The organism is Paraburkholderia sp. FW306-02-B, assembly GCF_058782725.1.
Genome location: NZ_JBYSXZ010000001.1, coordinates 1,770,222 through 1,792,284 on the forward strand (window position 1 = coordinate 1,770,222; position 22,063 = coordinate 1,792,284).

Here is a 22,063-nt window from a genome sequence, read left to right on the forward strand (position 1 = left end):
TTTCACGTGGCGCCTTGCAGGATTGGCGAACGCACGAAACTGGCCATTCGGCCGATGTAAAGGGGCACGCTTTCCTGCGATAATCCAATGTCTGAATTTCATCGAAGAATCTTCCGACAGCATGGCCCGAACCTCCGTCTCAAATCCAGCAACCAGCGCTCCGGCAGAGCGGGCCGCGTGGCTGCGCGCGGAACTCGAACGCGCCAACTACGCGTACTACGTGCTCGACCAGCCGGACTTGCCGGACGCGGAATACGACAAGCTCTTCAAGGAGCTGCAGCAGATCGAGACGGACCATCCGGACCTGATCGTGCCGGACTCGCCCACCCAGCGTGTGGGCGGCGAGGCGGCGAGCGGATTCGAGCCGGTCGTGCACGACCAGCCGATGCTGTCGCTGAACAACGGCTTTGCGGATGAAGACATCGTTGCGTTTGACAAACGCGTGGGCGATGCGCTCGGCAAGAACGCGAGCGAGCCGCCGGTGCCGGTCGATTACGCGGCAGAGTTGAAGTTCGATGGCCTCGCCATTTCGCTGCGTTATGTCGACGGCACTTTCGTGCAGGCGTCCACGCGTGGCGACGGCACCACCGGCGAGAACGTCACCGGAAACGTCCGCACGATCCGTTCCATTCCGTTGAACCTCAAAGGCAAACGCGTGCCGCAGGTGCTCGACGTGCGCGGCGAGGTGCTGATGTTCAAGCGCGATTTCGAGCGCCTGAACGAACGTCAGCGGGCCACCGGGCAAAAGGAATTCGCCAACCCGCGCAATGCCGCGGCAGGCAGTCTGCGGCAACTCGATTCGAAGATCACCGCACAGCGGCCGCTGTCGTTTTTTGCGTATGGAATCGGCGTGCTCGAAGGCATCGAAATGCCGGCCACGCACAGCGAACTGCTCGACTGGTACAAGGAACTCGGCTTGCCGGTCAATGGCGAGCGAGCGGTGCTACAAGGCGCCGATGGCCTACTGGGGTTTTTCCATGCGGTGGGCGAGAAGCGCGATAGCTTGCCGTACGACATCGACGGCGTGGTCTACAAGGTCAACCGGCGCGATGAGCAGGACGCGCTCGGCTTCGTGTCGCGCGCACCGCGTTTCGCTTTGGCGCACAAATTCCCCGCGCAGGAAGCGCTCACCAGACTCGTCGCGATCGACGTGCAGGTGGGCCGCACCGGCGCGATTACGCCGGTCGCGCGGCTCGAGCCGGTATTCGTCGGCGGCGCGACGGTGACGAACGCGACCTTGCACAACGAAGACGAAGTGCGCCGCAAAGACATCCGCATCGGCGATACGGTGATCGTACGGCGCGCCGGCGACGTGATTCCGGAGGTGGTGAGCGCGCTGCTCGACCGCCGCCCGGACGATGCACGCGAGTTCGTCATGCCGACGCAATGTCCGGTGTGCGGCTCGAGCATCGAACGGCTGCCGGACGAGGCGATTGCACGCTGCACGGGCGGCCTGTTCTGTCCCGCGCAGCGCAAGCAGGCGCTGTGGCACTTCGCGCAGCGTCGCGCGCTGGATATCGACGGGCTCGGCGAGAAGATCATCGATCAACTGGTCGATGAGAACCTGGTGCGCACGCCGGCTGATCTGTTCAACCTCGGCTTTGCGACGCTCGCCGAACTCGACCGTTTCGCTGAGAAGTCCGCGCAGAATCTGCTCGACTCGCTCGAAAAAGCCAAACACACCACGCTGGCGCGCTTTATCTATGCGCTCGGCATCCGCCACGTCGGCGAATCGACGGCGAAAGATCTGGCCAGGCATTTCGGTTCGCTGGATCCGATCATGGATGCATCGGTCGAAGCATTGCTGGAGGTGAACGATGTCGGACCGGTGGTCGCCGAGTCGATTTATCAGTTCTTCGCCGAAGAGCACAACCGTACGGTGATCGAGCAACTGCGCGCGCCCGGCAAGGTCACATGGACGGAAGGACCGCCCGCGCCGAAGGCGCCGCAAGGCATACTGGCCGGTAAGACGGTCGTGCTGACCGGCACCTTGCCGACGCTCGCCCGCGAAGAGGCGAAGGAAATGCTCGAAGCGGCCGGCGCGAAAGTGGCCGGCTCGGTGTCGAAGAAAACCGATTACGTGGTGGCCGGCGCCGAAGCCGGCAGCAAGTTGGCGAAGGCGGAGGAACTCGGCATCCCCGTACTCGACGAAGATGGTATGCGTAAGCTCCTGGAGGGGCAGTTATGATCCGCGATATTCTCAAGATGGGCGATCCGCGCCTTTTGCGCATTGCCAATCCGGTCGATCACTTCGACACCCCCGAACTGCATGAACTCGTGAAGGATATGTTCGAGACGATGCACGACGCCAACGGCGCAGGTCTCGCCGCGCCGCAGGTCGGCGTCGATCTACAGGTGGTGATCTTCGGCTTCGGGCACAGCGAGCGCTATCCGGACGCGCCGCCGGTGCCGGAGACGGTGCTGATCAATCCGACCGTCACGCCCGTGTCGCTGGATATGGAAGAGGGCTGGGAAGGCTGTCTGTCGGTGCCGGGACTACGGGGCGCGGTCAGCCGGTTTTCGATGATCCGATATCACGGCTTCGATCAGTACGGTAAGCCGATCGATCGCGTCGCCGAAGGCTTCCATGCGCGTGTCGTGCAACACGAGTGCGACCACCTGATCGGCAAGCTGTATCCGATGCGGATTACCGATTTCTCGCAGTTCGGCTTCACGGAAGTTCTGTTTCCGGATTTGGACCCGGGTAGCGACGATTGATACCGCCTTTTGCCCGGTGGCAGTTCGTTCATCGCTGCCGCTGGAGCATAAAAAACCCACGCGTTTGCGTGGGTTTTTTAGTCGGTAAGCCTCAAGCGCCGGGCGTCAAAACGACTCGTCCGGCGACAGGTAGCGCCATTGCCCCGGCGGCAACGCGCCCAGCAGCACACGACCCATCCGCACGCGCTTCAAACCGACCACTTCGAGGCCGACCAGCTCGCACATCCGGCGAATCTGGCGCTTCTTGCCTTCGCGCAGCACGAAACGCAACTGCTCGCCGTTCTGCCAGCTGACCATTGCCGGCTTCAGCGGCACGTCGTCGAGCGACAGGCCGTGGCGCAGCAGCGCGAGGCTTTCGGGCGGGAAGTGACTTTCGACGTCGGTGGTGTGCTCGCCGTACGACACGCGCACCAGATACTCCTTGTCGATCTCTGAATGGCCGCCGATCAGCTGCTTGGCGATGCGGCCGTCTTGCGTCAGCACCAGCAAGCCCGTCGAATCGATGTCCAGACGTCCGGCCGGCGCGAGTTGGCGCAGATGCGCAACGGAAAAACGAATGTCCGAGCGGTCGCCTTCCCAGCGGTTTTCCGGGGTGACCAGCGTGATGGCCGGCTGATAACCGTCTTCCGCCTGGCCTGATACGAAGCCAATGGTCTTATGGATCAGGACCGTCACCTGGCTCGCTTGCGCGGCCTCGGCGGCGGGGTCGATCTCGATACGCTGATCCGGACGCACCTTGGTGCCGAGCGTGTCGATCCGTTCGCCGTCGACCAGCACCCAGCCTTTTTCGATCCATTCGTCGGCTTCGCGGCGCGAGCACAGGCCGAGTTCGGACATCAGCTTCGACAGACGGAGGGTGCCTGGCGCGTCTTCGTAATCGCGACGCGGCGTGCGCGGGGCGGCATCGGCGTCGCGTTCGGCTTTGGCTGAGTGCGACGGTCCGCGCGGCTTGTCGGCGGCGCGTGCCGGGCGATCGTTGTCACCGAAGCGGCGCGCAGCAGCCGGCAGCGGTTTGTCGAAGCTGCGTGCCGGGCGGTTGCTACGTTCCGTGTGTTCGCCGCGATCGGCACGCTGCGGCCGGTCGCCGAATTCGCGTTTTGCGGGTGCCCGGTCGCCACGGTCGTTATGTGGCGCGCGGGCCGGACGGTCCGCGCGGTCGCCATAGCCGCTTTTGACGGGTTTCGAGAAGGTGCGCTCGCCACGGTCCGACGAGCCACGCGCGCCGTCGAAACGGCGCGGCGCGCTGTCGCTGCGCGGCGGGCGCTCGCCGGTGCGGCGCTCTTGCGGGGCGCCGCGGTCGCTGCCAAAGCGCGGCCGATCGGACGCTTCGCGCTCACGGCGTGGTCCACCTTCCGACGGACGGCCTGCGCCCGGGCGGGCACCACCGAACGAGCGGCGTTCGCCCTCGTCACGACGCGGCGGGCGGTTGCCTTCGAAACTGCGCGGGGCACGTTCGCTGCGCTCCGCACTGCCTTCGAAGCGGCGGGGGGCGCGCTCAGAACGCTCGCTGTCGTTGCGACGAGGGGCGCGCTCACTGCGGTCGGTGCCGCCTTCGAAACGCCGCGGGGCCCGTTCACTACGATCGCTGCTGCCTTCGAACCGGCGTGGCGCGCGCTCGCCTTCCGCACGACGCGGCGCGCGTTCGCTACGCTCAGCGCCGCCTTCAAACCGCCGCGGCGCCCGTTCACCATGCTCACCTTCGGCCCGCCGCGGCGCACCACCTGCACCCTCACGCCGCGGCGGTCGATCCGACGTCGCCCGGCGCGCAGCGCCAGGACCACCCGCACCCCGCTCACGCGAAAACGACCCTTCAGCCCGTGCCGGACGCGCGCCGGCGCCCGCTGGCTTGCCAGCCGGCCGCTTGCCGCCACTCGCCGCTGCGCCAGCGCCTTCGCCCCGCGCTCCACTAAAACCCGGCGTCGACGGCTTAGGTCCGGCCGGGCGCGTCGGCTTACGCGCCGATGTGCTTCCGGTACGGACAGGGGCGCGTTCGGACGAAGCCGGCCGCGGGTGCTTGGCTGTTAATTTGACTCGCATGAAATCTCACACTGCAATCGCGCGCAGCAGCTCGGTCTCAACCTGAATTTGCAGGCGGTTGTCCGACAGACCGTGTCCATCCAGCAGGAACACGTCTTCGACGCGTTCGCCGAGCGTATTGATCCGCGCCGAAGAGACGCCGACCCGGTGCTCGGCCAGCACGCGCGCGATCGAATAAAGAAGGCCTGGCCGGTCGTTCGCAGACACGGACAGGATGTAATATTGGCCGCGCTCGTCGGCCCGAAGATCGACGCGCGGCGTAACAGGGAAGGTCCGCGACAGTCGCGACAGACGGCCTTTCGACGGCCCAGGCAGCAGGGTGCCGTCGCCCGTCAGGCGTGCGGTCAGTTCCTGTTCGACCAGATTGGCAATATCGCGATAATGCACGTCTTCTTCGGTATGCGCGACGAGGAAATTATCGAGCGCGTACCCGTGACGGGTCGTACTGACCCGCGCATCGAGCACCGACAGGCCGTTGCGGTCGAAATACGCACAAATGCCAGCGAACAGGTCGGGCTGGTCTTTCACATAAACCAGCACCTGGAGCGCCTCGCCGATCGGCGCCGGCCGGGCGCGCACGATCGGCGCCGTGGTTTCGACATGGCGGTACAGCACGCGGGTTTGCCACGCGATATCCGCCGCGTCGTGGCGCAGGAAATAGCCGATGTCCAGCTTGTCCCACAGCGCCTTTTGCGCGCCTTCCGGCACGGTTTCGAGGCGCAGCAGCGCAAGCGCCTCTTCCTGACGCGACTTGAGTTCCGAATGCGCGTCGGGCCGTGCGCCGCCGAGCACCGCCAGCGTCGCTCGATAGAGATCTTCGAGCAGCTTGGCTTTCCAGGTATTCCAGACTTTCGGGCTGGTGCCGCGAATGTCGGCGACGGTCAGCAGGTAAAGCGCCGTCAGGCGCCGCTCGGTGCCGACCAGTTCGGCAAACCGCTTGATTACCTCGGGGTCGCTCGTGTCCTGCTTCTGCGCGACCTGGCTCATGGTCAGATGCTGCTGGACCAGCCAGACGACCAGTTCGCCGTCGTCGCCCTCAATGCCATGGTTGCGGCAAAAGCGCCGCGCGTCGGCCATGCCGAGCACCGAGTGGTCGCCGCCGCGGCCCTTGGCGATATCGTGAAACAGCGCCGCCACGTACAACACCCACGGCCGGTCGAAGTTGGCGATCAACTGGCTGCAGAACGGATATTCGTGCGCATGCTCGGCCACCGCGAAACGGCGCAGGTTGCGCAGCACCATCAGGATGTGCTGGTCGACCGTGTAGACGTGATACAGGTCGTGCTGCATCTGTCCGACGATGCGCCGGAAATTCAGCAGATAGCGCCCGAGCACGCTAGTCTGGTTCATCAGCCGTAGCGCGTGCGTGATACCGGCCGGCTGCTTGAGGATATCCATGAACAGGCGCCGGTTTTCCGGGTCGCGCCGCCAGTGCTGATCCATCACTTCGCGGGCGTTGTAGATCGCGCGCAGCGTGCGCGCCGACAAACCTTTCACGCCCGGCGTCTGTTCGTACAGCAGGAAGGCTTCGAGAATCGCATTCGGTTCGCGTTCGAACGCGTCGTCGCTGGCGATCTCCAGCATGCCTTGCTTCTCGACAAAGCGATCCGACAGTACGCGTGTAATGCCGCTCGTGCTGGGGAAGAGTTGCGCTTCGATGTTCTGGATCAGGATCGTCGCGAGTTGCGTGACGGCCTTGGCCGACCAGTAGTAGCGGCGCATCAGCTGTTCGCTGGCGCGCTTGGTGGCGGTCGGCTTGTAGCCGAAGCTCTCGGCCACCGGCGTTTGCAGATCGAACACCAGAATGTCCTGGCGGCGGCCCGCGGTCACATGCAGCCGGGCGCGCAGCGCTTTCAGGAAGCCCTCGTTGCGGCGCAGTTCGCGCGCTTCGCGCTCGGTAATCAGGCCGCGCGCTTCGAGTTCGCGCCAACTGCTGCCGAAACCGGCCGCCTGGGTGATCCACAGAATCAGCTGCAGGTCGCGCAGGCCGCCCGGGCTTTCCTTGATGTTCGGTTCGAGCGCGTACGGCGTGTCCTGAAACTTCGCGTGCCGCTGGCGCATTTCCAGCACTTTCGCCTGGAAAAATGCGCGCGGGTCGAGCGCTTCGCGGTAACGCCGCGCGAAGTCGTCGAACAGCGGGGCGCTACCGGTGATGCGCCGCGCTTCGAGCAGCGACGTGCGTACGGTGACGTCGTTGGCGGCTTCTTCGAGGCACTGCGATACGCTGCGCACGCTGCTGCCGAGTTCCAGCCCCAGATCCCACGCGAGGCTGATGAAGCGTTCGATGCGCGCTTCGAGATGCGCGATCGGCGCGTCCGGCAGCAGCACCAGGATGTCGATGTCCGAATGCGGCGCGAGCTCGCCCCGCCCATAGCCGCCGACCGCCAGCAGCGCCAGCTCGGACGGCAGTTCGCAGGTGTTCCAGGCGGCGCGCAGCGACTCGTCGGTGGCGCGCGCGAGGGCCGCCATCAGCGCATCGACGTTGGTGGCCGTCTTGAAACGCTCCAGCAACTGGGCTTTGGCCACTTTGTAGTCCGCCTTGAGCGACGTGGCATGGAATTGGGCGACGGCTGGAACACTACTCATTGGCAGGCGGGCGAGTGGGGGCGCAAAGCAGTCAGGCCGTGGCGGCCGCGACCGGCGGACGCGCGGGCGTGCCGGCGGAGACGGTCAGCACGTCATAGCCGTTTTCCGTGACGAGAATCGTGTGTTCCCACTGCGCCGACAGGCTGCGGTCCTTGGTCTTGACGGTCCATTGGTCCGGCATGGTGCGAATATCGCGACGGCCGGCGTTGATCATCGGCTCGATCGTGAAGATCATGCCCGTCTGCAGTTCGAGCCCCGTGCCCGGACGGCCGTAGTGCAGAATCTGCGGATCTTCGTGGAACACTGTGCCGATGCCGTGGCCGCAGTATTCTCGCACCACGCTGTAGCCCTGCGCTTCGGCATGCTTCTGGATCGCGTAGCCGATGTCGCCCAGATGGGCGCCCGGGCGCACCTGGTCGATGCCGAGCCACATGCATTCGAAGGTGGTCTGCACGAGGCGTTTCGCCATGATCGACCCTTCGCCGACGATGAACATCCGGCTGGTGTCGCCGAAATAGCCTTCCTTGATCACGGTGACGTCGATGTTCAGCGCATCGCCGTTCTTCAGCGTCTTGTCGCCCGGAATGCCGTGGCAGATCACGTCGTTGACCGAGATGCAGGTTGCTTTCGGATAGGGCGGGTAGCCGGGCGGCTGGTAATTCAGCGGCGCCGGAATCGTGCCCTGTTCCTTAAGCATGTATTCGTGGCACAGCCGGTCGAGTTCCCCGGTCGTGATGCCGGCCGTGACGAACGGCGTGATGTAGTCGAGCACTTCGCTTGCGAGCTTGCAGGCGACGCGCATTTGCGCGATATCGTGTTCGTTTTTGATGGTAATAGCCATGAGTCGGGCCTGAAATACGATTTATTGCGGGATTATCGCACCATATTCCGGCCGCCGCAGGCTTTTGCGATAACGTCGGCGCGCTTTGCGGCTGTGTTCCCGGCCTGTTTCGGGTGCCTCGGGCGCGGCGGCGAGGCCGGCTTGTGTGGGCGCTGGCCGAAGCGGATCTTCAATCGTGTCGGCGCCGACGGCAAGAGGACAGGTGCAACCCGGCTGCGGCAAACGGGAGCTACCGCGTGGCTTGAGTCGGCCGATAGTCACGTGCTATAATCTCTGGCTAAATCGATCTTTGTTCTCGCTTGCAGTATGTAAGTTGTGCGGCGTGTGCAGTGTGAGAGAAAGGAAAGGCCAAAGGAAAGGCCGCTCATGGTGATAGTTGCCTGCACCACGAGCGAAAGCAGTACCAAGGCAGCAGACTCGCAAGCCGGCGCACCCAGGGTGTCCGTCGCATTTAGCCAGGTAGGCGGATGCGGCCGATACGGCAGCCGGCTTAAGACCCAACCCTCGCGGAGAATTTCATGGCAGTTACCATGCGTCAAATGCTGGAAGCCGGTGTCCACTTCGGTCACCAAACGCGCTTCTGGAACCCGAAGATGGCTCCCTTCATTTTCGGTCATCGCAACAAGATTCACATTATCAACCTCGAAAAGACGCTGCCGATGTACAACGACGCGCTGAAGTACGCGCGTCAACTGGCAGCGAATCGCGGCACGATCCTGTTCGTCGGCACCAAGCGTCAATCGCGCGACACGATCGCTGAAGAGGCGCAACGCGCTGGCATGCCGTACGTCAACGCACGCTGGCTCGGCGGCATGCTGACCAACTTCAAGACGCTGAAAGTATCGATCAAGCGCCTGAAGGACATGGAAGCGGCGCTGGAAGCAGGCGAAACCGAGCGCATGAGCAAGAAAGAAGCGCTGCTGTTCGAACGCGAAATGCTCAAGCTGCAAAAATCGATCGGCGGCGTGAAGGACATGGGCGGTATTCCGGATGCGATCTTCGTGGTCGACGTCGGCTACCACAAGATTGCCGTTACCGAAGCTAACAAGCTCGGCGTGCCGGTCATCGCCGTGGTCGACACGAACCACTCGCCGGAAGGCATCGACTACGTGATCCCGGGTAACGACGACGCCAGCAAGGCTGTCGCTCTGTACACGGCAGGCGTGGCTGACGCGATCCTCGAAGGCCGTGCGAACGCGGTCAACGAAGTGGTGCAAGCTGCCCGTGGCGGCGACGGCGACGAGTTCGTCGAGGTCAACGGGGAAGCGTAAAGCTGGCCCGTGTCCGGCAAAAAAGGGGGCTTTCTACAGGCCCCCTTTTTTTAAGCCGTGACACTGTAGTGGGGCGTCGCGAACGGTGCCCGCAGCGTTGCTCGTAAAAAATATGCGCAACGCTGAAACGAATTCTTGCCGCCGGTATCGAAGTCCGGGCGGCGTGTGACAGACGGAACTCAAGGAGCAAATGATGGCGGCAATTACCGCAAGCATGGTTGCAGAACTGCGCGCGAAGACCGACGCGCCGATGATGGAATGCAAGAAAGCGCTGACGGAAGCCGACGGCGACATGGCGCGTGCTGAAGAGCTGCTGCGCGTGAAGCTGGGCAACAAGGCCAGCAAGGCGGCTTCGCGCGTGACGGCTGAAGGCGTGGTCGCTTCGTTTATCGGCGGCAACGCTGGTTCGCTGGTCGAACTGAACTGCGAAACCGACTTCGTTTCGAAGAACGACGACTTCCTGGCTTTCTCGAAGACGATCGCCGAACTGGTCGCTACGCAAAACCCGGCTGACGTCGCTGCTCTGTCGGCGCTGCCGCTGGACGGCTCGACGGTCGACGCAGTGCGTCTGGCGCTGGTCGGCAAGATCGGTGAAAACCTGTCGATCCGCCGTTTCGTGCGTTTCGAAACCTCGAACAAGCTGGCAGCGTACCTGCACGGCACGCGTATCGGCGTGCTGGTCGAGTACACCGGCGCGGACGAGCAGATCGGCAAGGACGTGGCAATGCACATCGCCGCAATGAAGCCGGTCTCGCTGTCGTCGGACGACGTCCCGGCGGATCTGATCGCCAAGGAACGCAGCATCGCTGAGCAGAAGGCCGCCGAATCGGGCAAGCCGGCCGAAATCGTCGCCAAGATGGTCGACGGCAGCGTGCAGAAGTACCTGAAGGAAGTGTCGCTGCTGAACCAGACGTTCGTTAAGAACGACAAGCAGACGATCGAACAGATGCTGAAGGCCGGCAACTCGAGCGTTCAGAAGTTCGCATTGTTCGTGGTCGGCGAAGGCATTGAGAAGAAGCAGGACGACTTCGCCGCTGAAGTGGCCGCTCAAGTCGCTGCTGCAAAGCAACAATAAGCATCACCGCAATACCGTTGGACCCGCGGCGGAGCAAGACTTTGTCGCGGTCGGCAGCGCCGCAAGGCTGCGCGCGGGTTGACCCTCGCCGCGCAGCCGCCGCTGGCGAACCTCAGGGTTCGTCAATTTGGCGACGCTTGCCCGAATCAGCATTTCACCCCTACAGTTCCACGTTGTTGTCCTATTCTGCGCGATCGGATATCCCTATGCCCACTGCCTATAAACGCGTCCTGCTCAAACTCTCCGGCGAAGCCCTGATGGGCGACGATGCCTTCGGCATCAATCGCGCGACCATCGAACGAATGGTAGCGGACGTGGCCGAAGTAGTTCGGCTCGGCACGCAGTTGGCCGTGGTGATCGGCGGCGGCAATATTTTCCGCGGCGTCGCGGGCGGCGCAGCAGGTATGGATCGCGCCACGGCCGACTACATGGGTATGCTGGCCACGATGATGAACGCGCTGGCACTGCAGGACGCAATGCGCCACGCTGGCATCGAAGCGCGCGTGCAATCCGCGCTGCGCATGGACCAGGTGGTTGAACCGTACATCCGCCCGCGCGCGATTCGCCAGCTCGAAGAAGGCAAAGTCGTGATTTTCGCGGCCGGCACCGGCAACCCGTTCTTCACCACCGACACTGCTGCCGCGTTGCGCGGCTCGGAAGTCGGCGCGGAAGTCGTGCTGAAAGCCACCAAGGTGGACGGCGTCTATTCGGCCGACCCCAAGAAGGACCCGAGCGCGACCCGTTACACCACGATCAGCTTCGACGAAGCGATCGGCCGCAATCTGCAGGTGATGGACGCCACGGCATTCGCGCTGTGCCGTGACCAGAAGCTGCCGATCCGGGTGTTTTCGATCGTCAAGCCGGGCGCGCTCAAGCGCATCGTACTAGGCGAGGACGAGGGCACCCTCGTCCACGTGTAAACTCTCGTTCACATAACGTGGGCTTTGACGCGAGCCCAGGCCGCCGCCTTTTTGCGCGCGCTGGCCGGCTCGCTCCGTTTTGAAGGTTCGGAGGTTTAAAAATGTCTGTGGCTGATATCAGGAAGGGCGCTGAACAAAAGATGCAGCGCTCGATCGACGCGTTCAAGAACGACTTGTCGAAGATCCGTACGGGCCGTGCGCACACCGGTCTGCTCGATCACATCCAGTGCGATTACTATGGTTCGCCGGTGCCGATTTCGCAGGTTGCGAACCTGACGCTGATCGACGCACGCACGATCGGTGTGCAGCCGTGGGAAAAGAAGATGGTCCAGGTCGTCGAAAAGGCGATCCGCGAGTCGGACCTCGGTCTGAATCCGGCCACCCAGGGCGACGTGATCCGCGTGCCGATGCCCGCGCTGACCGAAGAACGCCGCCGCGAACTGACCAAAGTGGTCAAGAGCGAAGCGGAAACGGCCAAGGTGGCAGTGCGCAATCTGCGCCGTGACGCAAACGAGCAACTGAAAAAACTCGTGAAAGACAAAGAAATTTCAGAAGACGACGAGCGTCGTGCTGGTGACGATGTTCAGAAGCTGACGGACAAGTTCGTCGCTGAAATCGACAAACTCGTGGTGACCAAAGAAGCCGAGATCATGACGGTCTGAGGCCGGTCGGCTCAGCACTTTCAGGGTTTCCACTTCTTTATTTGCAGTCACTGTCCCAACGGCCATGACCTATACCAGCTCAACCGTGCGCGTGCCTGATGTCGCCGCGGTGCCGCGACATATCGCGATCATCATGGACGGCAACGGCCGTTGGGCAACCCAGCGGCGCCTGCCGCGCGTGGCCGGCCATACGCGCGGCGTCGACGCGGTGCGCGCGGCCGTCGAGGCGTGCGCACGGCAGGGCGTCGAATATCTGACGCTATTTGCCTTCAGTTCGGAAAACTGGCGCCGTCCGACCGACGAAGTATCGTTCCTGATGCGCCTGTTCGTCACGGCGCTCGAGCGCGAAATCGGCAAACTGCACGCGAACGGCATCCGTTTGCGGGTAGTCGGCGATCTGTCGAAGTTCGACACGCGCATCCGCGATCTGATCAGGCGCGCGGAAACCAAAACCGCACGCAATACCCGTCTCACGCTGACCATCGCCGCCAACTACGGCGGCCGCTGGGACATCATGCAGGCCACCCGCAAGCTGGCCGAGCAATCGGCGCTGGCGGGCCAGGCAGTCGAGGTCAGCGAGGAATCGTTCGCCGAACACCTGTCGATGGCCTATGCGCCGGAGCCGGACCTCTTCATCCGCACCGGCGGCGAGCGCCGCGTCAGCAATTTTCTGCTGTGGCAGCTCGCATACACCGAGTTCTACTTCACCGACACCTTCTGGCCGGATTTCGACGCCGACGCCCTCGGCCACGCGATCGCTTCGTACGCGGAGCGTGAACGCCGCTTCGGCCGCACCAGCGCTCAACTCGAGCCGCAATCGCAAAACGTCGATTCGCTTCCATGCTAAAAACCCGTGTCATCACGGCGATCATCCTGCTGGCGGTGTTCTTGCCGGTCACGTTGTTCGCGCCGGTGGGCGCGTTCGGCGCGCTGATCGCTTTCGTCGTCGTGTTTGCCGCGTGGGAATGGGCCCGTCTGCTGAAGCTCGGCGGCGCGGGGCCCGTCATTTATGCGCTGATCGCCGCTGTGGCGCTGGTCGCGAGCACGCGCCCCGGCACCGGCGTCGAAGAGCAGCGGCCGCTGTTTCAGGCGGCTGCCATCTTCTGGGTGATCACAGGGCCGTTCGTGCTGTTGCGCAAGCCGACGCTCGCGCAGGGCGCGTGGCGCGCATTTCTATTCCTTGCCGGCATTGTGATATTCGTCGCATGCTGGCATGCTCTCGTCGCCGCGCGCATGAAGGGTGTGCCGTTCGTGCTGTCGTTGCTGCTATTGGTATGGCTGGCCGATATCGGCGCATACTTCTCAGGAAAAGCCTTCGGAAAACACAAGCTGGCGCCTGCCATCAGCCCGGGTAAGACTTGGGAGGGCGCGATCGGCGGCTGGCTGGTGGTGATGATCGTCGCGGCGGCGGCGGTCTTTTTGCATGCGTTCGAGCCGACCCTGTATTCTGCGCTGCTGGCGCAATTGGGCGCCGTGCGCACGCTGCTCGCACTGACCGTGCTGGTGGCATTCAGCGTGGTGGGCGACCTGTTCGAATCGATGTTGAAACGCCAGGCCGGAGTCAAGGATTCAAGCGGCCTGCTGCCGGGACACGGTGGCGTGCTCGACCGCATCGACGCATTATTGCCGGTGCTGCCGCTTGCCATGCTGCTGCTCGGCTAGAGAAAGAGATATGCAAAAACGTCTGACATTGCTCGGTTCCACGGGTTCGATTGGAGACAGTACGCTCGACGTCGTCGCGCGTCATCCCGAGCGCTTTTCGGTTTACGCGCTCTCCGCGCATCGTAACGGCGACAAGCTCGTCGAACAATGCCTGCGCTTTCAGCCCGAAGTCGCGGTAGTCGGCGATGCCGATACGGCTGCGCGCGTCGCGGCGAAGCTGCTTGACGCGGGTTGCAAGACCGAAGTCACCTATGGGCCGCAAGCACTCGTCGACGTGTCGAAGAACGACGGCTGCGATACGGTGGTGGCGGCGATCGTCGGCGCGGCCGGCCTCGCGCCGAGCCTTGCCGCCGCGCGCACCGGCAAGCGCATTCTGCTCGCCAACAAGGAAGCGCTGGTGATGTCCGGCGCGATCTTCATGGACGCGGTGCGCGATAACGGCGCGGTGCTGCTGCCGGTGGACAGCGAACACAACGCGATTTTCCAATGCCTGCCGCGCGAAGCCGCGCTGCATGGCGGTGTGTCGAAGATCATCCTGACCGCTTCGGGCGGTCCGTTCCGCGCCCGCGAACCGGCCTCGCTCGCCGGCGTGACGCCGGAAGAAGCCTGCAAGCATCCGAACTGGGTGATGGGCCGCAAGATTTCGGTCGACTCGGCCACGATGATGAACAAGGGGCTCGAGGTCATCGAAGCGCACTGGCTGTTCGGCTTGCCGGGCGAGCGCATCGAGGTGCTGATCCATCCGCAGAGCGTGATTCACTCGCTGGTCTCCTACGCTGACGGCTCGGTGCTCGCGCAACTCGGCAACCCCGACATGCGCACGCCGATCGCGCATGCGCTGGCGTTTCCGGAGCGCGTCGATTCGGGCGTCGCGCAACTCGATCTGGCGGAGATCGCGTCGCTGTCGTTCGAAAAGCCTGACTACACGCGCTTCCCGTGTCTCGCGCTCGCCATGAAGGCGCTGGCCGAGGGCGGGGTCGCGAGCGCGGCCCTGAATGCCGCGAACGAAATCGCTGTTGAAGCGTTCCTGTCGCGCCAGATCGGTTTCATGGCGATTGCCCAGGTGGTCGACGCGGTGCTCAACGCGTTGCCGAACCGTAGCGCGCACGCGCTCGAAGACGTGATCGAGGCCGACGCCGCCGCGCGTCGCGCCGCAGCCGAATTCATCGCGCGTCTGCCGGACGGCATTCGTCGCACGGAACGCGCCGTCCAGTGAGGCGCTTATGAATCTGCTGATCGAACTGCTTGCCTTCGCGGTCGCGATTGGCGTCCTCGTGGTCGTCCACGAGTACGGGCACTACAGCGTTGCGCGCCTGTGCGGCGTGCGGGTGCTGCGCTTTTCGATCGGCTTCGGCAAGCCGCTGTTCCAATGGGTGAGTCCGAAAACGGGCACCGAATGGATCATCGCCGCGTTGCCGCTCGGCGGCTATGTGAAGATGCTCGACGAGCGCGAGACCGGTACGCCGATATCCGCTGAAGCGTTGCCGTATGCGTTTAACCGGCAGTCGGTGTGGCGCCGTTTCGCGATTGTCGTGGCCGGGCCCGTAGCCAACTTCCTGCTCGCGATCGTGCTGTTCGCCCTGGTGTTCGCCTCCGGCGTGACGGAACCGGCGGCCGTGGTCGCGGCGCCCACGCCGAATACGCCGGCGGCATTGGCCGGCTTCGACGGCGGCGAGACTATCGTCGCGGTGCGTGCCGGGAACGCTAGCGAATCGGACCCGGTGCGTTCATGGTCCGACTTGCGCTGGAAGCTGTTGGGCGCGGCATTCGATCACAGGCGCGTCGTACTGAGCGCGAAGGATGCGCACGGCACCTCGGATTTCCAGCTCGATCTGCGCGGCATCACCGAGAAAGATGTCGACGACGACTTTATGTCGCATCTCGGCTTCGAGCCGGGGGGCGGCAAGCTGACGGTGGCGGGTGTGCAGCCGGGCAGCGCGGCACAAAAGGCAGGCCTTGTAGCCGGTGACCGCTTGCGCGCAGTCGACGGCATACCTACCGACAACGCCACGGCATTCATCGCGTACATAAAATCGCACGCCGGCAAGCCTCTCACGCTGCAAGTGGAGCGTGGCGCGCAAGCCGTGGGTAGGCTCGAAGACGTTCGCATCGTCCCGCAGACACAGCGTGACGACGCGACGGGCCAGCAGATCGGCCGCATTGGCGCGGAACTGGCGACCCAGGTGCCGTCGATCGACGTGCGTTATGGGCCGATCGAAAGTCTGCAATTGGGCGCGCGCCGTACATGGGATCTCGCTGTTTATTCGGTGCGCATGTTCGGCCGGATGATCGTCGGCGAGGCTTCGCTGAAGAATCTTTCCGGCCCTGTGACGATCGCCGACTATGCAGGAAAGAGCGCACGTCTAGGTCCTTCTGCATTCCTGTCGTTCCTGGCCCTTGTCAGTATTAGCCTCGGTGTACTGAACCTGTTACCAATTCCGGTATTGGACGGGGGGCATCTGTTATATTATTTGGTTGAAGCTGTAACCGGCAAAGTTGTCTCCGATCGCTGGCAACTCGTTTTTCAGAGGGCGGGTCTCGCCTGCATCGTCGCGTTGTCGGCGATCGCGCTGTTCAACGATCTGGCTCGTTTAATCCATTTTTAAAGTGTCTGGCGGCGCTCACGATGGCGACCGTCTGACCTGATGCAGCTATACACACTGGGGAAGCACGTTGTTTAAACCTCATCGCTTTGTTCCAAAGACGGTTATAGCCGCGGCATTCGCCGCGCATGGGCTGGTTGCTCACGCAACGACGCCCTTCGTGGTGCAAGACATCCGGATCGAGGGATTGCAACGCGTCGAACCTGGTACCGTGTTCGCGTACCTGCCCATCAAGCAAGGCGATACCTTTAGCGACGACAAGGCTTCCGAAGCCATTCGCGCGCTGTATGCCACCGGCTTCTTCAACGACGTCAAGATCGCGACCGAAGGCAACGTGGTCATCGTGCAGGTGCTGGAACGTCCGGCCATCGGCACGATCGACTTCTCCGGCATCCATGAATTCGACAAGGAAAACCTGACCAAGGCGCTGCGCGCCGTCGGTTTGTCGCAAGGCCGTTACTACGATAAAGCGCTGGTCGACAAGGCCGAGCAGGAATTGAAGCGCCAGTATCTGACGCGTGGCTACTACGCCGCTGAAGTCACCACCACGATCACGCCGATCGACCGCAACCGCGTGTCGGTGCTGTTCTCGGTCGCTGAAGGCCCGAGCGCGAAGATCCGTCAGATCAACTTCATCGGCAACAAGGCGTTCAGCACCGGCACGCTGCGCGACGAAATGCAGCTATCCACGCCGAACTGGTTCTCGTGGTACACGAAGAACGACCTGTACGCGAAAGACAAGCTGACCGGGGACCTTGAAAATGTCCGCTCGTATTACCTGAATCGCGGCTACCTCGAGTTCAACATCGAATCGACCCAGGTGTCGATTACGCCGGACAAGAAGGACATGTATCTGACGGTCACGTTGCATGAAGGCGAGCCGTACACGATTTCGAGCATCAAGCTGGCGGGTAATCTGCTCGACCGCGAGCCGGAGTTGACCAAGCTCATCAAGATCAAACCGGGTGACCGCTTCTCGGCTGAAAAGCTGCAAGCCACCACCAAGGCGATCGTCGACAAGCTCGGCGAGTATGGCTATGCATTCGCCACCGTGAACGCGCAGCCGCAGATCGATCAGGAGCATCATAAGGTCGACCTGACGCTGCAAGTGGACCCGAGCCGCCGCGTGTACGTGCGCCGCATCAATGTGGTCGGCAACACGCGCACACGCGACGAAGTGGTGCGCCGCGAAATGCGCCAGCTCGAAAGCTCGTGGTTCGACTCGAACCGCCTCGCGCTGTCGAAAGACCGGATCAACCGCCTGGGTTACTTCACGGATGTCGACGTGACTACGACGCCTGTCGAAGGCACGCCTGACCAGGTCGATGTGGACGTCAAGGTGGCCGAAAAGCCGACCGGCGCGATCACGCTGGGTGCGGGCTTCTCGTCGACCGACAAGGTGGTGCTGTCCGCGGGTGTGTCGCAAGACAACGTGTTCGGTTCGGGCACGAGTCTCGCCGTGAACGTGAATACCGCCAAGACCTACCGTACCTTGACGGTCACGCAGGTCGATCCGTACTTCACGGTCGACGGCATCAAGCGGATTACCGACGTCTACTACCGTACGTACCAGCCGCTGTACTACTCGACGGATTCGAGCTTCAAGATCGTCACGATCGGCGGCGACCTGAAGTTCGGCATTCCGTTCTCCGAAGTCGACACGGTCTACTTCGGAGCGGGCCTCGAGCAGAACCAGCTGGATATCGACGCGAACACGCCGCAGAGCTACATCGATTACGTGAACCAGTTCGGCCGCCGGTCGACCAACGTGCCGATCACGGTGGGCTGGTCGCGCGACGCGCGTGACAGCGCGCTGGTGCCGAGCCGCGGTTACTTCACCCAGGCGAACGCCGAATACGGCACGCCGGTCGGCGGTACCCAGTATTACAAGGCCGACATCAACGCGCAGTACTATTATTCGTTTTCGCGCGGTTTCGTGCTGGGCTTCAACTTCCAGGGCGGTTACGGTAATGGCCTCGGCGGCAAGCCATACCCGATTTTCAAGAACTACTACGCGGGCGGTATCGGTTCGGTGCGGGGCTACGAGCCGAGCTCGCTGGGCCCGCGCGACGCGAAGACGAACGACCCGATCGGCGGCTCGAAGCTGCTGGTGGGTAACATCGAATTGACGTTCCCGCTGCCGGGCACGGGCTATGACCGCACGCTGCGCGTCTTTACGTTCCTCGACGGCGGTAACGTGTGGGGTACGGAAGGTAACAGCATCGGCGCGAACGGCCTGCGTTACGGCTACGGTGTCGGTTTGGCGTGGATTTCGCCGATCGGCCCGCTCAAGCTCAGCCTGGGCTTCCCGCTCACGAAGCACACCGGCGACCAGTATCAGAAATTCCAGTTCCAGATCGGGACGGCATTCTGATCCGGCGGCGGGCGGCTGGCCAAACTACAGTATCGAGAGGATGACTTTGCGAACCGGTATGTTTTCGAAACGTGTGGCGTGCGCGCTGGCGCTGGCAATGACCCTGGGTGTCGGCGTAGCGCATGCGCAGGAAGCCAGGATCGCTGCGGTGAATTCGGACCGTATCCTGCGCGAATCGGCTGCCGCGAAGGCCGCGCAGGTCAAGCTCGAGGCCGAGTTCGCCAAGCGTGACAAGGATCTGGCCGACATGGCGCAGAAGCTGAAGTCAATGTCCGATTCGCTCGACAAGAACGGCGCGTCAATGTCGGCCGCCGATCGCGCACAGAAGCAGCGCGATCTGTCGCAGCTGGATACCGACTTCCAGCGCAAGCAGCGCGAGTTCCGCGAAGACCTGAACCAGCGCCGCAATGAGGAGCTGGCGGCGGTGCTCGACCGTGCCAACAAGGTGATCAAGCAGATCGCCGAGGCGCAGCACTACGACCTGATCGTTCAGGAAGCGGTGTACGTGAGCCCGCGCATCGATATTACCGATCAGGTCCTCAAGGCGCTGGCGGCGTCGGGCAACTGAAGGCACAGAGCGGGCCGTGGAACCGGGCCGCGGAACTGACAAGTTGGACTGAACAGCAAGAGACAGGATACGCATGGCATTTACGCTCGAGGACATCGTCCAGCGGTTCGGCGGTGAAGTAGTCGGAGACGGTTCGCAGCGCGTCGGCAGTCTGGCGCCGCTCGACCAGGCGGGTCCGAACCAGCTGGCGTTCCTCGCCAATCCGAAGTACCTGTCGCAGGTCGAGACGACCCGTGCGGGCGCGGTATTGATCAATGCCGACGACCTCGCCAAGCTCGCCTCCGGCAACGGGCATTTGCATGCCGCGCGTAACTTCATCGTCACACCGAATCCGTACGCTTACTTCGCGCGCGTCGCGCAAACCTTCATCGAGCTGGCCGCGCCGAAGGCCGTGCCCGGCGTGCATGCTAGCGCGACGGTCGATCCGTCGGCGCAGGTTGCCGCGAGCGCGGTGATCGGCCCGCACGTCACGGTCGAGGCGGGCGCCGTGATCGGCGAGAACGTGCGACTGGATGCCAACGTGTTTATCGGCCGTGGCACACAGATCGGCGCGGGTTCGCATCTGTATCCGAATGTTGCGGTGTACCACGGCTGCAAGCTCGGCGAGCGCGTGATCGTGCACGCGGGCGCGGTGATCGGTTCGGACGGTTTCGGCTTCGCGCCGGACTTCGTCGGCGACGGCGATGCGCGTACCGGCAGCTGGGTGAAGATTCCGCAGGTCGGTTGCGTGTCGATCGCGGCGGATGTCGAAATCGGCGCGAACACAACGATCGATCGCGGCGCGATGGCTGACACGATCATCGAAGAGTGCGTGAAGATCGACAACCTCGTACAGATCGGCCACAACTGCAAAGTCGGTGCCTACACGGTGATCGCCGGTTGCGCGGGCATCGCCGGCAGCACGACCATCGGCCGCCATTGCATGATCGGCGGCGCGGTCGGCATCGCCGGGCACGTCACGCTGGCCGACTACGTGATCGTCACGGCGAAGTCGGGCGTCTCGAAGTCGCTGTTGAAACCTGGCCTGTATACCAGCGCTTTCCCGGCCGTGAACCATGCGGACTGGAACAGGAGCGCCGCTTTGCTGCGTAACATCGACAAACTGCGTGACCGTATCAAGGCGCTCGAAGCAGCCGCCGCGACCGATGGATCGGTCAAGGCAGCAAGCAATTCCGCGGGCGATAAAGCCTGAGATATCAGGCAACTCGCAGAACAACCCGCCGGGCAACCTGCCGGCACCGCGTAAAATGGCGGGCAAGCATCAGGAAGCAAGTCGGTTGCCGTGACCAGGTGGCATGGTCGCCGGGTCACGGCAAGCGGCGGCAGCACGCGTTACCAACCCACCTGCACCAGCATCCGCAGTCATCATCGCGCAGTCAATGCGTGAGCAGAAACACCATGAGCACCGAAAAAATCAATCTCGACATTCATAAGATTCTCACGCTGCTGCCTCATCGCTACCCGATCCTGCTGGTTGATCGGGTGCTCGAACTTGAACCGCACAAGAGCATCAAAGCGTTGAAGAACGTGTCGATCAATGAGCCGTATTTCCAGGGTCACTTTCCGACCCGCCCGGTGATGCCCGGCGTGCTGATTCTCGAAGCGCTCGCGCAAACGGCAGCGTTGCTGACGTTTTCGGAAGAGCCGAGCGATCCGTCGAACACGCTGTATCTGTTCGTGGGCATTGACAACGCGCGCTTCAAGCGCGTGGTCGAACCGGGCGATCAGCTGATCCTGAACTGCACGTTCGAGCGTCATATGCGTGGCATCTGGAAGTTCAAGGCGCGCGCCGAGGTGGATGGCGCCGTGGCGGCGGAAGCCGACCTGATGTGCGCGGTGCGGCACACGGACAGCGACGCTTAATTTAGCGTCGGGCAGTCAGCGGCTTTTCGTGAGCCCGGCAAGCCCGCCCAAGCCCATCCAGACAACGCAACAGAATCAGAAGCGAGGACGCATGAGCAGGATTCATCCCACTGCGATCGTCGAACCGGGCGCGCAACTCGACGAATCCGTCGAAATCGGACCGTATGCCGTGATCGGCGCACATGTGACGATCGGCGCACGGACCACGGTCGGTTCGCACAGCGTGGTCGAAGGTCACACGACTCTCGGCGAAGACAACCGGATCGGCCACTACGCATCGGTCGGCGGCCGTCCGCAGGACATGAAGTACAAGGACGAGCCGACCCGGCTCGTGATCGGCAACCGCAATACGATTCGTGAATTCACCACGATCCACACCGGCACGGTGCAGGACGCGGGCGTCACCACGCTGGGCGACGACAACTGGATCATGGCGTACGTGCACATCGGTCACGACTGCCACGTCGGCAGCAACGTCATTCTGTCGAGCAATGCGCAGATGGCCGGCCACGTGACGATCGGCGACCACGCGATTATCGGCGGCATGTCGGGCGTGCATCAGTTCGTGCGGATCGGTGCGCACTCCATGCTCGGCGGTGCGTCGGCGCTGGTGCAGGACATTCCGCCGTTCGTTATCGCGGCAGGCAACAAGGCCGAACCGCACGGCATCAACGTCGAAGGTTTGCGCCGCCGCGGCTTCTCGCCGGACGCGATCTCGGCGTTGCGCTCGGCGTACCGGCTGCTCTACAAGAACGGCCTGTCGCTGGAAGAAGCGAAGCTGCAGTTGCGCGAACTCGCAGCCGCGGGTGGCGATGGCGATGCGCCGGTGCAAACGCTGCTCGCGTTCGTCGAAGCGTCGCAGCGCGGCATCATCCGCTAACCG

Annotated in this window: 18 protein-coding genes; 15 read left to right on the forward strand and 3 right to left on the reverse strand. The window is 63.2% G+C overall.

What is annotated here, in order from left to right; genetic code table 11:
* The first annotated feature begins 121 nt into the window (after positions 1-121).
* Together ligA and def are read left to right on the forward strand one after the other, a co-directional pair.
* Positions 122-2,188, forward strand: coding sequence for an NAD-dependent DNA ligase LigA (gene ligA / locus AC3WOG_RS07820; RefSeq protein ID WP_492577445.1), 2,067 nt, complete (start codon positions 122-124; stop codon positions 2,186-2,188).
* Complete coding sequence (gene def, locus AC3WOG_RS07825) at positions 2,185-2,718, forward strand: peptide deformylase (protein ID WP_492577446.1); 534 nt, start codon at positions 2,185-2,187, stop codon at positions 2,716-2,718. Before ligA ends, def begins: the two co-directional genes overlap by 4 nt.
* Positions 2,719-2,823: 105 nt before the next feature.
* On the opposite strand, the gene AC3WOG_RS07830 is transcribed toward def, so the two are convergent.
* The 3 genes from AC3WOG_RS07830 to map are packed head-to-tail and all read right to left on the reverse strand — an operon-like array spanning position 2,824 to position 8,182.
* Positions 2,824-4,755 (reverse strand): pseudouridine synthase, encoded by a 1,932-nt coding sequence (locus tag AC3WOG_RS07830; RefSeq protein ID WP_492577447.1) that lies wholly within the window; start codon positions 4,753-4,755, stop codon positions 2,824-2,826.
* A gap of 6 nt (positions 4,756-4,761) precedes the next feature.
* Complete coding sequence (locus tag AC3WOG_RS07835) at positions 4,762-7,341, reverse strand: [protein-PII] uridylyltransferase (RefSeq protein WP_492577448.1); 2,580 nt, start codon at positions 7,339-7,341, stop codon at positions 4,762-4,764.
* A gap of 31 nt (positions 7,342-7,372) precedes the next feature.
* Positions 7,373-8,182 carry a type I methionyl aminopeptidase gene (map, locus tag AC3WOG_RS07840; RefSeq protein WP_492577449.1) on the reverse strand — a complete coding sequence of 270 codons (810 nt, stop codon included), beginning with the start codon at positions 8,180-8,182 and terminating at the stop codon, positions 7,373-7,375.
* 518 nt (positions 8,183-8,700) lie between these two features.
* On the opposite strand from map, the gene rpsB reads away from it, so the two are divergent.
* The 13 genes from rpsB to lpxA all read left to right on the forward strand — a co-directional run bounded on the left by rpsB (position 8,701) and on the right by lpxA (position 22,060).
* Positions 8,701-9,453: a 30S ribosomal protein S2 gene (rpsB, locus tag AC3WOG_RS07845; protein ID WP_341315206.1), complete on the forward strand. Its 753-nt coding sequence runs from the start codon at positions 8,701-8,703 to the stop codon at positions 9,451-9,453.
* 193 nt (positions 9,454-9,646) lie between these two features.
* Complete coding sequence (gene tsf, locus AC3WOG_RS07850; RefSeq protein ID WP_341315207.1) at positions 9,647-10,528, forward strand: translation elongation factor Ts; 882 nt, start codon at positions 9,647-9,649, stop codon at positions 10,526-10,528.
* A gap of 206 nt (positions 10,529-10,734) precedes the next feature.
* Positions 10,735-11,448, forward strand: coding sequence for a UMP kinase (gene pyrH / locus AC3WOG_RS07855; RefSeq protein ID WP_054926390.1), 714 nt, complete (start codon positions 10,735-10,737; stop codon positions 11,446-11,448).
* 101 nt (positions 11,449-11,549) lie between these two features.
* The gene (frr, locus tag AC3WOG_RS07860) at positions 11,550-12,110 is read left to right on the forward strand and encodes a ribosome recycling factor (protein WP_012433445.1); all 561 of its coding nucleotides are present in this window, start codon (positions 11,550-11,552) and stop codon (positions 12,108-12,110) included.
* 64 nt (positions 12,111-12,174) lie between these two features.
* On the forward strand, positions 12,175-12,957 hold the full coding sequence (uppS, locus tag AC3WOG_RS07865; protein WP_492577450.1) for a polyprenyl diphosphate synthase: 783 nt from the start codon (positions 12,175-12,177) through the stop codon (positions 12,955-12,957).
* Positions 12,951-13,772, forward strand: a complete 822-nt coding sequence (locus AC3WOG_RS07870; RefSeq protein WP_492577451.1) for a phosphatidate cytidylyltransferase — start codon at positions 12,951-12,953, stop codon at positions 13,770-13,772. The genes uppS and AC3WOG_RS07870 overlap by 7 nt, the downstream gene beginning before the upstream one ends.
* Positions 13,773-13,782: 10 nt before the next feature.
* Entirely contained in the window at positions 13,783-14,988 is a 1,206-nt protein-coding gene (locus AC3WOG_RS07875; RefSeq protein ID WP_492577452.1) for a 1-deoxy-D-xylulose-5-phosphate reductoisomerase, read from the forward strand.
* A gap of 7 nt (positions 14,989-14,995) precedes the next feature.
* Positions 14,996-16,378: an RIP metalloprotease RseP gene (gene rseP, locus AC3WOG_RS07880; protein WP_492577453.1), complete on the forward strand. Its 1,383-nt coding sequence runs from the start codon at positions 14,996-14,998 to the stop codon at positions 16,376-16,378.
* A 67-nt stretch (positions 16,379-16,445) separates the two neighbouring features.
* Positions 16,446-18,749, forward strand: a complete 2,304-nt coding sequence (bamA, locus tag AC3WOG_RS07885; protein ID WP_492577454.1) for an outer membrane protein assembly factor BamA — start codon at positions 16,446-16,448, stop codon at positions 18,747-18,749.
* 40 nt (positions 18,750-18,789) lie between these two features.
* Positions 18,790-19,317 (forward strand): OmpH/Skp family outer membrane protein, encoded by a 528-nt coding sequence (locus tag AC3WOG_RS07890; protein ID WP_410831303.1) that lies wholly within the window; start codon positions 18,790-18,792, stop codon positions 19,315-19,317.
* Between the two features lie 73 nt (positions 19,318-19,390).
* Positions 19,391-20,509 carry a UDP-3-O-(3-hydroxymyristoyl)glucosamine N-acyltransferase gene (lpxD, locus tag AC3WOG_RS07895; protein ID WP_492577455.1) on the forward strand — a complete coding sequence of 373 codons (1,119 nt, stop codon included), beginning with the start codon at positions 19,391-19,393 and terminating at the stop codon, positions 20,507-20,509.
* Between the two features lie 206 nt (positions 20,510-20,715).
* Positions 20,716-21,180: a 3-hydroxyacyl-ACP dehydratase FabZ gene (gene fabZ, locus AC3WOG_RS07900; protein WP_341315214.1), complete on the forward strand. Its 465-nt coding sequence runs from the start codon at positions 20,716-20,718 to the stop codon at positions 21,178-21,180.
* A gap of 91 nt (positions 21,181-21,271) precedes the next feature.
* Positions 21,272-22,060: an acyl-ACP--UDP-N-acetylglucosamine O-acyltransferase gene (gene lpxA, locus AC3WOG_RS07905; protein ID WP_492577456.1), complete on the forward strand. Its 789-nt coding sequence runs from the start codon at positions 21,272-21,274 to the stop codon at positions 22,058-22,060.
* Positions 22,061-22,063 lie beyond the last annotated feature (3 nt).